Source organism: Mycolicibacterium moriokaense (assembly GCF_010726085.1).
Lineage (GTDB): Bacteria > Actinomycetota > Actinomycetes > Mycobacteriales > Mycobacteriaceae > Mycobacterium > Mycobacterium moriokaense.
Genome location: NZ_AP022560.1, coordinates 5,380,774 through 5,393,373, shown reverse-complemented (window position 1 = coordinate 5,393,373; position 12,600 = coordinate 5,380,774). Strand labels below are relative to the sequence as shown.

The 12,600-nt window shown below is 67.7% G+C and carries 12 protein-coding genes; all 12 read left to right on the top strand.

Translation table 11 applies throughout. The features are described 5' to 3' along the window. Positions 1–49: 49 nt before the first annotated feature. The 12 genes from glmS to groL all read left to right on the top strand — a co-directional run bounded on the left by glmS (position 50) and on the right by groL (position 12,475). Positions 50–1,918, top strand: coding sequence for a glutamine--fructose-6-phosphate transaminase (isomerizing) (glmS, locus tag G6N43_RS26290; protein ID WP_083154084.1), 1,869 nt, complete (start codon positions 50–52; stop codon positions 1,916–1,918). Positions 1,919–1,996: 78 nt separating this feature from the next. After that, positions 1,997–3,409, top strand: a complete 1,413-nt coding sequence (locus G6N43_RS26285) for an NAD(P)H-hydrate dehydratase (protein ID WP_083154081.1) — start codon at positions 1,997–1,999, stop codon at positions 3,407–3,409. A gap of 13 nt (positions 3,410–3,422) precedes the next feature. Beyond that, the gene (locus G6N43_RS26280; RefSeq protein WP_083154078.1) at positions 3,423–4,805 is read left to right on the top strand and encodes a glutamate decarboxylase; all 1,383 of its coding nucleotides are present in this window, start codon (positions 3,423–3,425) and stop codon (positions 4,803–4,805) included. A gap of 171 nt (positions 4,806–4,976) precedes the next feature. Next, positions 4,977–6,155, top strand: a complete 1,179-nt coding sequence (gene alr, locus G6N43_RS26275; protein WP_179967925.1) for an alanine racemase — start codon at positions 4,977–4,979, stop codon at positions 6,153–6,155. After that, positions 6,152–7,243: an alpha/beta fold hydrolase gene (locus G6N43_RS26270; RefSeq protein ID WP_083154076.1), complete on the top strand. Its 1,092-nt coding sequence runs from the start codon at positions 6,152–6,154 to the stop codon at positions 7,241–7,243. Before alr ends, G6N43_RS26270 begins: the two co-directional genes overlap by 4 nt. Continuing rightward, on the top strand, positions 7,236–7,703 hold the full coding sequence (gene tsaE / locus G6N43_RS26265; protein WP_083154073.1) for a tRNA (adenosine(37)-N6)-threonylcarbamoyltransferase complex ATPase subunit type 1 TsaE: 468 nt from the start codon (positions 7,236–7,238) through the stop codon (positions 7,701–7,703). The genes G6N43_RS26270 and tsaE overlap by 8 nt, the downstream gene beginning before the upstream one ends. Beyond that, positions 7,700–8,302 carry a tRNA (adenosine(37)-N6)-threonylcarbamoyltransferase complex dimerization subunit type 1 TsaB gene (gene tsaB, locus G6N43_RS26260; RefSeq protein WP_083154136.1) on the top strand — a complete coding sequence of 201 codons (603 nt, stop codon included), beginning with the start codon at positions 7,700–7,702 and terminating at the stop codon, positions 8,300–8,302. Before tsaE ends, tsaB begins: the two co-directional genes overlap by 4 nt. Further along, positions 8,299–8,778, top strand: coding sequence for a ribosomal protein S18-alanine N-acetyltransferase (rimI, locus tag G6N43_RS26255; protein ID WP_083154071.1), 480 nt, complete (start codon positions 8,299–8,301; stop codon positions 8,776–8,778). The genes tsaB and rimI overlap by 4 nt, the downstream gene beginning before the upstream one ends. Further along, positions 8,775–9,800: a tRNA (adenosine(37)-N6)-threonylcarbamoyltransferase complex transferase subunit TsaD gene (gene tsaD / locus G6N43_RS26250; protein ID WP_083154068.1), complete on the top strand. Its 1,026-nt coding sequence runs from the start codon at positions 8,775–8,777 to the stop codon at positions 9,798–9,800. Before rimI ends, tsaD begins: the two co-directional genes overlap by 4 nt. Beyond that, the gene (locus tag G6N43_RS26245; RefSeq protein ID WP_083154067.1) at positions 9,797–10,249 is read left to right on the top strand and encodes a nuclear transport factor 2 family protein; all 453 of its coding nucleotides are present in this window, start codon (positions 9,797–9,799) and stop codon (positions 10,247–10,249) included. Before tsaD ends, G6N43_RS26245 begins: the two co-directional genes overlap by 4 nt. A 201-nt stretch (positions 10,250–10,450) precedes the next feature. Further along, positions 10,451–10,753: a co-chaperone GroES gene (groES, locus tag G6N43_RS26240; RefSeq protein WP_046754122.1), complete on the top strand. Its 303-nt coding sequence runs from the start codon at positions 10,451–10,453 to the stop codon at positions 10,751–10,753. Positions 10,754–10,843: 90 nt separating this feature from the next. Next, positions 10,844–12,475 (top strand): chaperonin GroEL, encoded by a 1,632-nt coding sequence (gene groL / locus G6N43_RS26235; protein WP_083154066.1) that lies wholly within the window; start codon positions 10,844–10,846, stop codon positions 12,473–12,475. Positions 12,476–12,600: the final 125 nt, after the last annotated feature.

Below are 12,600 nucleotides of genomic sequence, written 5' to 3'. Positions count from 1 at the left end.
ACCGTAGCGCAGGCGGTCCCCGAACGCTCTTGCACTACCCTGAATGGCTATGTGCGGAATCGTCGGCTACGTCGGGCAGCGTGCTGCCTGCGACGTTGTTGTCGACGCGCTACGCCGCATGGAGTACCGCGGATACGACTCATCGGGTATCGCGCTGCTCGACGGTCAGGGCCACCTGACGGTACGCCGCAGGGCGGGGCGACTGGACAACCTCACGGCCGCGCTGGCCGAGACCGACGCCGCCACCTTGGCCGGCAGCACCGGTCTCGGCCACACCCGCTGGGCGACGCACGGCAGGCCCACCGACCGCAACGCCCACCCGCACCGTGACGCCGCCGGGAAGATCGCGGTCGTTCACAACGGCATCATCGAGAACTACGCCGTCATGCGGGCCGAGCTGGAGGCCGCGGGCGTCGAGTTCGCCAGCGACACCGACACCGAGGTGGCCGTGCACCTGGTCGCCCGCGCATACCGCGACGGCGAGACCGCGGGCGACTTCCCGGCGTCGGTGCTGTCCGTGCTGCGCCGGCTGGAGGGCCACTTCACGCTGGTCTTCGCCAACGCCGACGAGCCCGGCACGATCGTCGCCGCGCGACGCTCGACTCCGCTGGTGCTCGGCGTTGGCGAGGGCGAGATGTTCGTCGGCTCGGATGTGGCCGCGTTCATCGAATACACCCGCGACGCCGTCGAACTGGGTCAGGACCAGGCGGTCGTCGTCACCGCCGACGGGTACCGCATCACCGACTTCAACGGTGTCGACGATTCGGCGAACGCCCGCACCTTCCACATCGATTGGGACATCTCGGCCGCCGAGAAGGGTGGCTACGAGTACTTCATGCTCAAGGAGATCGCCGAGCAGCCCACCGCCGTCTCCGACACGCTGCTCGGCCATTTCGTCGACAACCGCATCGTGCTCGACGAACAGCGCCTCTCCGATCAGGAACTCCGAGAGATCGACAAGGTGTTCGTGGTGGCCTGCGGTACCGCATTCCACTCCGGCCTGCTGGCCAAGTACGCGATCGAGCACTGGACGCGGCTGCCGGTAGAGGCCGAGTTGGCAAGCGAGTTCCGTTACCGCGACCCCGTTTTGGATCAGCACACGCTCGTCGTCGCCATCTCGCAGTCCGGCGAGACGGCCGACACGCTGGAGGCGGTGCGCCACGCCAAGGAGCAGAAGGCCAAGGTGCTGGCCATCTGCAACACCAACGGCTCGCAGATTCCCCGCGAGTGCGATGCGGTGCTCTACACCCGCGCCGGTCCTGAGATCGGCGTCGCCTCGACCAAGACCTTCCTCGCGCAGATCGCCGCCAACTACCTTGTCGGACTGGCGCTTGCGCAGGCTCGCGGCACCAAGTACCCCGACGAGGTCGAGCGCGAATACCGCTCCCTCGAGGCCATGCCGGACCTGGTCGCCCGTGTACTCGACTCGGTCGAGCCCGTCTTCGAACTGGCCCGCCGCTTCGCGCGGTCGCAGACCGTACTGTTCCTCGGTCGCCACGTCGGCTACCCGGTTGCGCTCGAGGGCGCGCTGAAGCTCAAGGAACTGGCGTACATGCACGCCGAGGGTTTCGCGGCCGGTGAACTCAAGCACGGGCCGATCGCCTTGATCGAGGACGATCTGCCGGTCATCGTGGTCATGCCGTCGCCGAAGAACGCGCCGACGCTGCACGCCAAGCTGCTGTCGAACATCCGGGAGATCCAGGCACGGGGCGCGATCACCATCGTCATCGCGGAAGAGGGCGACGACACCGTCCGTCCCTACGCCGATCATCTGTTTGAGATCCCCGCGGTGTCAACGCTTTTCCAGCCGCTGCTCTCGACCATTCCGCTGCAGGTCTTCGCGGCGGGGGTGGCGCAGGCCCGCGGCTATGACGTCGACAAGCCGCGTAACCTGGCCAAGTCCGTCACCGTCGAATAGTCCAAGGCGAGGGCCCCGGTGTGCTCGGATACTGAAACCGCGACCAACCGCTCCGTCGGGCACGTAACGTAGACGGCGATGCGGCACTACTACACCGCCGACCAAATCCGCGAGGCAGAAGCGCCGCTGTTGGCGAGCCTTCCAGACGGTGCCTTGATGCGCCGCGCCGCGTGGGGACTGGCCACCGCGATCGCCCGTGAGCTCACCGCGCGCACCGGCGGCGTCTCCGGACGCCGGGTTTGCGCGGTCGTCGGCTCCGGGGACAACGGCGGCGACGCGCTGTGGGCGGCCACCTTCCTGCGTCGCCGCGGAGCGTCCGCCGCCGCGGTGCTGCTCACTCCGGAGAAGGCGCACAAGAAGGGGCTGGCTGCGTTCATCGCATCCGGTGGCCGGGTCGTCCAAAGCATCCCGGCAGCAACCGATCTGGTGATCGACGGCGTCGTGGGCATCGGCGCCAGTGGGCCGCTGCGGCCGAACGCCGCCGAGGTGTTCGCGGGCACCGATGCGCCCGTGGTCGCCGTCGATATCCCCAGCGGCATCGACGTGCACACCGGCGCCACCGACGGCCCGCACGTGCACGCGGCGCTGACCGTGACCTTCGGCGGCCTCAAACCGGTTCACGCGCTGGGCGATTGCGGTCGCGTCGAGCTGGTCGACATCGGCCTGGACCTGCCGCAGTCCGACGTGTTCGAGCTCGAGGCCGCCGACGTCGCCGCGCTGTGGCCGGTTCCCGGACCGAAGGACGACAAGTACACCCAGGGCGTAACGGGCGTCCTGGCCGGATCCTCGACCTACCCGGGTGCGGCGGTGCTGTGCACCGGAGCAGCGGTCGCCGCGACCTCGGGCATGGTGCGTTACGCGGGAAGTGCCGCACAGCAGGTGCTTTCACAGTGGCCCGAGGTCATCGCCACGCCGACCGTTTCGGCGGCGGGACGCGTGCAGGCTTGGGCGGTCGGCCCGGGGCTGGGGATCGACGAAGCGGGGGCGGCCGCGCTGTGGTTCACACTCGGCACCGACCTGCCGGTGATCGTGGACGCCGACGCACTGACCATCCTCGCCGCCCATCCCGACCTCGTCGCCAATCGCAGCGCGCCGACGGTGCTGACCCCGCACGCAGGGGAATTCGCACGGCTGGCCGGCTCGCCACCCGGTGACGACCGCGTCGGCGCGGCTCGCAGGCTCGCCGACCACCTCGGCGTCACCGTTCTGCTGAAGGGCAACGTCACCGTAGTCGCGGAGCCCGGCGGCCCGGTCTACCTCAACCCCGCGGGCCAATCATGGGCGGCCACAGCCGGTTCCGGTGACGTGCTTTCCGGGATCGTCGGCGCGCTGCTCGCGGCGGGGTTACCGCCCGGCAAGGCCGCCGCCGCGGCCGCCTACGTCCATGCGCGGGCCGCCAACCTGTCCGCCACAGATCCTGGCCCGCGTCCCGCGCCGACGTCGGCGTCACGCATTCTCGCCCACGTTCGCGCCGCTATCGCCAGTTTGTGACGAAAGGAATCCCATGTCCCCCAGAGGCAATAACGCTCCGCAGGTCGCCCCGGCCTACACCGGCAGGCTGGCGATGGCGCCGGTGCCGTCGTTACGACTGCCCGATGACGCGATGGATCCCGATGCGGCGTACCGGTTCATCCACGACGAGCTGATGCTCGACGGCAGCAGCAGGCTGAACCTCGCGACGTTCGTCACCACCTGGATGGACCCTCAGGCCGAGAAGCTCATGGCCGAGACGTTCGACAAGAACATGATCGACAAGGACGAGTACCCGGCGACCGCGGCGATCGAGCAGCGCTGCGTGTGTATGGTGGCCGACCTGTTTCACGCCGAGGACCTGCGCGACGACGACCCGTCCAGCGCGATCGGTGTGTCGACCATCGGCTCCAGCGAGGCGGTGATGCTGGCGGGTCTGGCGATGAAGTGGCGCTGGCGCGAGAAGGTCGGTGATGGCTGGAAGGGACGCACGCCAAATCTGGTGATGGGCTCCAACGTTCAGGTTGTGTGGGAGAAGTTCTGCCGCTACTTCGACGTCGAACCGCGGTATCTGCCGATGGCTGAGGATCGGTATGTCATCACTCCGGAACAGGTGCTCGACGCCATCGACGAGGACACGATCGGCGTCGTGGCCATCCTCGGTACTACGTACACCGGCGAGCTCGAACCGATCGCCGAGATCTGCGCGGCGCTCGACAAACTCGCCGCGGGCGGCGGCCTCGACGTCCCCGTGCATGTCGATGCCGCGAGCGGCGGTTTCGTGGTGCCGTTCCTGCACCCCGACCTGGAGTGGGACTTCCGGCTGCCGCGGGTGGTGTCGATCAACGTCAGCGGCCACAAGTACGGCCTGACCTATCCCGGCATCGGGTTCGTGGTGTGGCGCAGCAAGGAATACCTGCCCGAGGGACTGGTCTTCCACGTCAACTATCTCGGCGGTGACATGCCGACATTCACTCTGAACTTCTCCAGGCCGGGCAACCAGGTGGTCGGCCAGTACTACAACTTTCTGCGCCTTGGGCGCGCCGGCTACGCGCAGGTGATGCATTGTCTGTCGTCCACGGCGCGCTGGCTCGGCGACCAGTTGCGGGAAAGTAAGCATTTCGAGGTGGTCGCCGACGGCTCGTCGATCCCGGTCGTGAGCTTCAGGCTCAAGGGCGATTTCGGCTACACCGAGTTCGATATTTCGCAGGCGTTGCGCTCGTTTGGCTGGCAGGTGCCCGCCTACACCATGCCGGAGGGTGCCGAGGACGTCGTCATGCTTCGCGTCGTGGTCAGGGAGGGCTTCTCCGCCGACCTGGCCAGGGCGCTGCACGACGACGTCCTCACGGTCTTGGATGACCTCGACAAGCTGAAGCCTCGAGGTCAGTTCAACGATGTGCAGCCGTTCGCGCACTGACGTCCACCCACGGCTGTGGTGGGAAACACCCGTGCTGTGACGCGGGCGGAACTCAGCGAGAAACCCTAGGTCAGGCACCTGCACGCCCGTCCAGGCGGTGCTTCAGGCTGGCTCATGGCAGTTGCCGTCGGCGGCACCGGGTCCCGGTCTGGGAGAATCGGCTCCGGTGACATGACCATGCAACCAACCAGAGCGACGACGACGCCGGCAGCGGCAGTGCCGCCGTCGGCGACCCCCGAGGCGGTCATCGACCTCGACGCCGTGGCGCACAACGTGGCGCTGCTGCGCGAGCACGCGGGTCCGGCGCAGGTGATGGCCGTCGTCAAGGCCGACGGATACGGCCATGGAGCGACCCAGACGGGCCGCGCCGCTCTGGCTGCGGGTGCAGCGGAGCTGGGCGTCGCGACCGTCGACGAGGCGGTCGCGCTGCGCCGTGACGGCATCACCGCGCCTGTGCTCGCGTGGCTGCATCCGCCGGGGACGGACTTCGCGCCCGCGCTCAATGCCGACGTGCAGATCGCCGTGTCATCGCTGGGTCAGATCGGCGAGCTCCGCGACGCGGTCGAACGCACGGGCAGGGTCGCGAGCGTCACCGTCAAGACCGATACCGGACTGAGTCGCAACGGCGCAAGCCCGGCCGAGTATCGCGAGATGCTGACGGCGCTGAAACACGCTCTCGCCGAAGAGGCGTTCACGGTGCGCGGCCTGATGTCACATCTGGTGCACGGCGACGAGCCCGACAATCCGTTCAACGACGTTCAGGCGCAACGGCTGAAGGAGATGTTCGGCCAGGCACGCGATGCGGGTGTGCACTTCGAGGTGGTGCACCTGTCGAACTCGCCGTCGGTGTTGACGCGCCCCGATCTGGTGTTCGACATGGTCCGGCCCGGTATCGCGGTGTACGGGCAGACGCCGATCCCCGAGCGCGGCGACATGGGGTTGAAACCGGCGATGACATTGAAATGCCCTGTGGCGCGGGTGCGGTCGCTACAAGCCGGTGACGGCGTGTCCTACGGACATACGTGGATCGCCGAGCGTGACACCACCGTGGCGCTGCTTCCCATCGGCTACGCCGACGGTGTCTTCCGCAATCTCAGCGGCCGCATCGACGTGTTGATCAACGGCCGGCTGCGACGCATCGCCGGGCGCGTGTGCATGGACCAACTCGTGGTCGACGTCGGTACTGACGGTGATGTCTCCGAAGGCGACGAAGCGATCCTGTTCGGGCCGGGCAGCAGCGGTGAGTCCACCGCGCAGGACTGGGCCGAACTGCTCGGCACCATCAACTATGAGGTCGTCACGAGTCCACGCGGTCGAGTCGTCCGGACCTACCGCGGGTCGCAGCGTTGAGCGATCAGGGGGCTCGGTGGCTGGCGGGCGCGGCGGGGGTGACCGCTGTCGGCACTGCGACCGCGGTGTCTGTCGCCAAGTCGCTGCGTCGACGGGTCAGTAGCGATGACCCTTACGAATATGAGGATTTCGGGCTTCTCGACGCCGACCGCAGCGTCGTCATCACCACGCCCGACGGTGTCGACCTCGCCGTTCGCGAGGTGGGCGACAAGGACGCCCGGCTGACGGTCGTCTTCGCCCACGGCTTCTGTCTCCGCATGGGCGCCTTCCATTTTCAGCGAGCCCGCCTGACCGAGGAGTGGGGCTCGCAGGTGCGGATGGTGTTCTACGATCAGCGCGGCCACGGGCAGTCCGGCACGGCGCCACCGGACACCTACACCGTCGAGCAACTGGGCAAGGACCTGGAGACGGTGCTGGCGGTGATGGCACCGCGTGGGCCCGTCGTGTTGGTGGGCCATTCGATGGGTGGTATGACCGTGCTGTCGCACGCGCGGCAGTATCCACAGCGCTATCCGACCCGCGTTGTGGGTGCGGCGCTGATTGCATCTGCAGCCGAAGGGGTTTCACGTTCCCCGCTGGGGGAGATCCTGAAGAACCCCGCGCTGGAGGCGGTCCGCTTCGCCGTCCGTTACGCACCGAAGACCGTGCACCGCACCCGTGGCGCCGCCAAATCGGTCATTGCGCCGATCCTGCGCGCGGCCTCCTACGGCGACGAGAAGATCAGCCCCAGTGTCGTCGAATTCTCCGAGAAGATGATGCACGACACCCCGATCGAGACGCTGGTCGAATTCCTGCACGCACTCGAAGTCCACGACGAGTCCGAAGGGCTCAACACCCTCGCCAAGGTGCCGACGCTGGTTGCGTGCGGTGACGAGGATCTGCTCACTCCGATGGAGTATTCCCAGGACATGGCCGATGCGCTGCCGAAGTCCGAACTCGTGATCGTCGAGGGCGCAGGGCATCTCGTTGAGCTCGAACAGCCGGAAATCATCGACGAGGCGCTGGTGCGGCTGGTTGAACGCGCCACCCCCTCCAAGCTCGTCGCGCTGACCCGTCGTGTCCGGGAACGGATTCGCGACCATGGCTGAACGTGCCGCAGGCACTGCGGAGCTGTCAACCGCCGCCGACACCATCGCGTTGGGTGAGCGCCTGGGCAGCCAGCTGCGCGCCGGTGACGTCGTCGTGCTGTCTGGTCCGCTCGGCGCCGGAAAAACCGTGCTGGCCAAGGGGATTGCGCAGGCCCTCGATGTCGAAGGGCCGGTGACGTCGCCGACGTTCGTGCTAGCCCGCGTGCACCGGGCGCGCAAACCCGATGCCCCGGCCATGATCCACGTCGACCTCTACCGGCTGCTGGACGACAGCGCGGTGGACCTGCTCGCCGAACTCGACTCGCTGGACCTCGACGCCGATCTCGAGGATGCGGTCGTCGTGGTGGAGTGGGGTGAAGGTGTGGCCGAGCGCCTGTCCGACAGCCATCTCGACATCCGCCTCGAACGCGGCATCGACAGCGAGGTGCGCACCGCGATGTGGCAGTGGAGCGCACCGTGAACGGCCTGATCCTGGCAATCGACACCGCCACGCCCGCAGTCACGGCCGGCGTGGTCCGTCGTCATGACGACACGATCGAGGTGCTGGCCGAACGGGTCACGCTCGACGCCCGTGCGCATGCCGAGCAGTTGACGCCGAACGCGGTCGCCGCGCTCGCCGATGCCGGGGTCGGCGTGGACGATCTCGATGCGGTCGTCGTCGGATGCGGGCCGGGCCCGTTCACCGGGCTGCGCGTCGGCATGGCCACCGCCGCGGCCTATGGCCACGCGCTCGGTCTGCCGGTATACGGCGTGTGCAGCCTGGACGCCATCGGCATCATGGCGGGCGGCCGTCTGCTGGTCGTCACGGATGCACGCAGGCGTGAGGTGTACTGGGCGCGTTACCGCGACGGCGTGCGAGTCGAGGGGCCGGCCGTCGCCGCCCCGGCCGACGTCCCCGGCGCGGGGGAGGCGCTGGCGCAGCCGCCGCTATATCCGACCGCCGAGGGCCTGGTACGTGCAGTCGCCGACTGGACTTCGCCGCCTGCGCCGTTGGTGCCGCTCTACCTCCGTCGTCCCGATGCCAAGACGCTGGCCGAACGGGAGGCCGCCGCTCGATGACCGTCGTCTACGGGAAGCTGAAACCGTCTGACGCCGCGCGATGTGCCGAACTGGAAGCCCAGTTGTTCAAGGGTGACGATCCCTGGCCGGAGCGGGCGTTCCTGGCCGAACTCAAGGCCAAACACATCCACTATGTCGCCGCGCGCGTCAAGGATGAGCTGGGGGTCGAGAAGCTCGTGGGCTACGCGGGGATCGCGCGGCTGGGCCGGACCCGGCCCTACGAGTACGAAATCCACACCATCGGCGTCGATCCGGACTATCAAGGGCAGGGAATCGGACGCCGGCTGGTGCAAGAACTCCTCGAAATTGCTTCCGACAGCGTGGTTTTCCTCGAGGTGCGCACCGACAACGTACCTGCGATCGCGCTCTACGAAAGCTTCGGATTCGTCAATGTCGGTCTGCGTCGGCGTTATTACCGCGCCAGTGGAGCCGACGCCTATACCATGAAGCGCCTTCCTCAAGAGGATCCGTCATGACAATCATCCTTGCCATCGAGAGCTCCTGCGACGAAACCGGCGTGGGCATCGCCGAACTGGGCGCAGACGGTTCGGTGATGTTGCTGGCCGACGAGGTGGCCTCCAGCGTCGACGAGCACGCTCGGTTCGGCGGCGTGGTTCCCGAGATCGCGTCGCGCGCACACCTGGAGGCGCTCGGGCCGACGATGCGCCGCGCCCTCGAAGCGGCGAGCGTGGACAAGCCGGACGTCGTCGCCGCCACCATCGGTCCGGGCCTGGCTGGCGCCCTGTTGGTGGGAGTGGCTGCCGCCAAGGCGTATTCGGCCGCGTGGCAGGTGCCGTTCTACGCCGTCAACCACCTCGGCGGACACCTGGCCGCCGACGTGTACGACCACGGCCCGCTGCCGGAAAGCGTCGGGCTGCTGGTGTCCGGCGGACACACCCACCTCCTGCACGTGCGGTCGCTCGGAGAGCCGATCATCGAACTCGGCAGCACCGTCGACGACGCCGCCGGCGAGGCCTACGACAAGGTGGCACGCCTGCTGGGTCTCGGCTATCCGGGTGGCAAGGTGCTCGACGACCTCGCACGGACCGGCGACCGCGACGCGATCGTGTTCCCTCGCGGCATGACCGGGCCGCGCGACGATCCGTACGCGTTCAGCTTCTCCGGGCTCAAAACCGCTGTGGCGCGCTACGTCGAGAGCCATCCGGAAGCGTCGCAGGCCGATGTCGCCGCCGGCTTCCAGGAGGCGGTCGCCGATGTGCTGACCCTCAAGGCGGTGCGGGCGGCGAAACAGCTCGGTGTGTCGACGTTGTTGATCGCCGGCGGGGTCGCCGCCAACTCGCGGCTCCGTGAACTCGCCGAGGACCGCTGCGCCGAGGCCGGCCTCACGCTGCGCATTCCACGGCCGCGGCTGTGTACCGACAACGGCGCGATGATCGCGTCGTTCGCCGCCCACCTCATCGCGGCCGGCGCGGCGCCGTCGCCGCTGCATGCGGTGAGTGACCCGGGGCTACCGGTGGTGAAAGGCCAGGTCGCGTGAGCACCGTCGAGGACAAACTGGAGATCATCGAACTGCTCTACCGCTATGCCGAGCTGATCGACGCGGGTGACTTCGACGGCGTCGGCGCGCTGCTGTCGCGAGCGACGTTCGGCGGCACGGGTCCGGCGGGCGTATCCGGCGTGGAGAACATCGCCAACCTCTTCGCCGCCACGACCCGCCGCTTCCCCGACCACGGCAACACGCCGCGGACACGGCACCTGGTGCTGAACCCGATCGTCGAGCTCAGCGGCGACACGGCCGTCGCCCGCTCCACCTTCTGCGTCCTGCAGGACACCGAGACCGTGCCGATCCAGCCGATCGTGGTCGGGCGGTATTTCGACGCGTTCGGCCGCGACGGCGCGAGCTGGCACTTCACCGAGCGCAAGGTCGAGATCCAGATGATCGGCAACGTCTCCGATCATCTGATGGTCGATCCATCGAACTTCTGAACTGTTCGCCCGTCGCGATAGGCAGTGGGGCAGTCTTGAGTGCTAGCACTCTCATGTATAGAGTGCTAGGTGGCAGGCGGCCAACCCCTGCGCCGGCACCCGCGACGACGTCGCAAGGTACGGACGCTATGCCGAAACACCTGGTAATTAGGATCCCGGGATCCCCCGGGTTCGACACCCGAATTAGTGGAGGGCTCCATCGTGGCGAGCGTGAACATCAAGCCACTCGAGGACAAGATCCTCGTTCAGGCCAACGAGGCCGAGACCACGACCGCTTCCGGTCTGGTCATCCCCGACACCGCCAAGGAGAAGCCCCAGGAGGGCACCGTCGTCGCAGTCGGCCCCGGCCGCTGGGACGAGGACGGCGAGAAGCGCATCCCGCTGGACGTCTCCGAGGGCGACACCGTCATCTACAGCAAGTACGGCGGCACCGAGATCAAGTACAACGGCGAGGAGTACCTGATCCTCTCCGCCCGCGACGTGTTGGCTGTCGTCAACAAGTAAGCACCCGTGTCCCGCCCCGGAGCTTCCCGTATCGACGGGACAGTTCCGGGGCGGCACTCGTACATCCCCCATTAGTCAGAAAGCACATCCATGAGCAAGCAGATTGAGTTCAACGAGACTGCGCGCCGGGCGATGGAAGCCGGGGTCGACAAGCTCGCCGACGCTGTGCGGATCACGCTTGGACCGCGAGGCCGGCACGTGGTGCTGTCCAAGGCGTACGGCGGCCCGGTGGTGACCAACGACGGCGTCACCATCGCCCGTGAGATCGACCTCGAGGACCCCTTCGAGAACCTGGGTGCCCAGCTGGTGAAGTCGGTCGCGACCAAGACCAACGACGTCGCAGGCGACGGCACCACCACCGCGACGGTCCTCGCGCAGGCGATGATCAAGGCGGGCCTGCGCAACGTGGCGGCGGGCGCGAACCCGATCGCACTCGGCTCGGGCATCAGCAAGGCCGCTGACGCGGTCTCCGAAGCGCTGCTGGCGGCGGCGACTCCGGTCAGCGACAAGACCGGCATCGCTCAGGTTGCGACGGTCTCGTCGCGCGACGAGCAGGTCGGCGAGCTGGTGGGCGAGGCGATGACCACGGTCGGCAACGACGGTGTTGTGACGGTCGAGGAGTCCTCGACGCTGAACACCGAGCTCGAGGTCACCGAGGGTGTGGGCTTCGACAAGGGCTTCATCTCCGCGTACTTCATCACCGACTTCGACTCGCAGGAAACCGTGTTCGAGGACGCACTCGTCCTGTTGCACCGCGAGAAGATCAGCTCGCTGCCCGACCTTCTTCCCCTGTTGGAGAAGGTCGCCGAGGCGGGCAAGCCGCTGCTGATCGTGGCGGAGGACGTCGAGGGCGAGGCGCTGTCGACCCTGGTGGTCAACGCAATTCGCAAGACGCTCAAGGCCGTCGCCGTCAAGGCGCCGTTCTTCGGTGATCGCCGCAAGGCGTTCCTCGAGGATCTGGCCGTGGTGACCGGCGGGCAGGTCGTCAACCCCGACGTGGGCCTGTTGCTGCGTGAGGTCGGCCTGGACGTGCTGGGTACCGCGCGGCGGGTGGTGGTCGACAAGGACAGCACCGTCATCGTCGACGGCGGCGGTACGCAGGAGGCCATTGAGGCGCGTAAGGCGCAGTTGCGCTCCGAGATCGAGGTCAGCGATTCCGATTGGGATCGCGAGAAGCTCGAGGAGCGGTTGGCCAAGCTGTCCGGCGGCGTCGCCGTCATCAAGGTCGGCGCGGCCACCGAGACCGATCTGAAGAAGCGTAAGGAAGCGGTCGAGGACGCTGTGGCGGCAGCCAAGGCGGCAGTGGAGGAGGGCATCGTCGCGGGTGGCGGCTCGGCACTCGTCCAGTCCGGCTCGGTGCTCGCCAAGCTGCGCGAATCCCTCTCGGGCGACGAGGCTCTGGGCGTCGACGTGTTCGCCTCTGCGCTGAGTGCGCCGCTGTACTGGATCGCCACCAACGCCGGGCTCGACGGTTCGGTTGTGGTGAGCAAGGTCGCCGAGCTGCCCGCCGGGCAGGGCTTCAACGCCGCGACGCTCGAGTACGGCGATCTGGCCGCTGCGGGTGTCGTCGACCCCGTCAAGGTCACCCGGTCGGCGGTGCTTAACGCGGCCTCCGTCGCGCGGATGGTGCTGACCACCGAGACGGCGGTCGTCGAAAAGCCGGCCGAGTCGGAGGACGACGGTCATGGCCACAGCCACGGCCATGGTCATCATCACCACTAGCAGTGATTTCGGCGTGCTGAGTCACCCTCAGCATGACCAAGCACGCCGAAACCGCTGAGTCGAGCAAAACACCCCCGGTCCTGTTGGGCCGGGGGTGTTTTCGTTTCCTGTCGATTCGGTGGTGA

Excerpts from the sequence above, each read along its gene's own strand:
- alr (WP_179967925.1), top strand. The coding sequence starts at position 4,977 with ATGACCATGCAACCAACCAGAGCGACGACGACGCCGGCAGCGGCAGTG.
- groL (WP_083154066.1), top strand. The coding sequence starts at position 10,844 with ATGAGCAAGCAGATTGAGTTCAACGAGACTGCGCGCCGGGCGATGGAA.
- tsaE (WP_083154073.1), top strand. The coding sequence starts at position 7,236 with ATGGCTGAACGTGCCGCAGGCACTGCGGAGCTGTCAACCGCCGCCGAC.
- tsaD (WP_083154068.1), top strand. The coding sequence starts at position 8,775 with ATGACAATCATCCTTGCCATCGAGAGCTCCTGCGACGAAACCGGCGTG.
- G6N43_RS26280 (WP_083154078.1), top strand. The coding sequence starts at position 3,423 with ATGTCCCCCAGAGGCAATAACGCTCCGCAGGTCGCCCCGGCCTACACC.
- glmS (WP_083154084.1), top strand. The coding sequence starts at position 50 with ATGTGCGGAATCGTCGGCTACGTCGGGCAGCGTGCTGCCTGCGACGTT.
- G6N43_RS26285 (WP_083154081.1), top strand. The coding sequence starts at position 1,997 with ATGCGGCACTACTACACCGCCGACCAAATCCGCGAGGCAGAAGCGCCG.
- rimI (WP_083154071.1), top strand. The coding sequence starts at position 8,299 with ATGACCGTCGTCTACGGGAAGCTGAAACCGTCTGACGCCGCGCGATGT.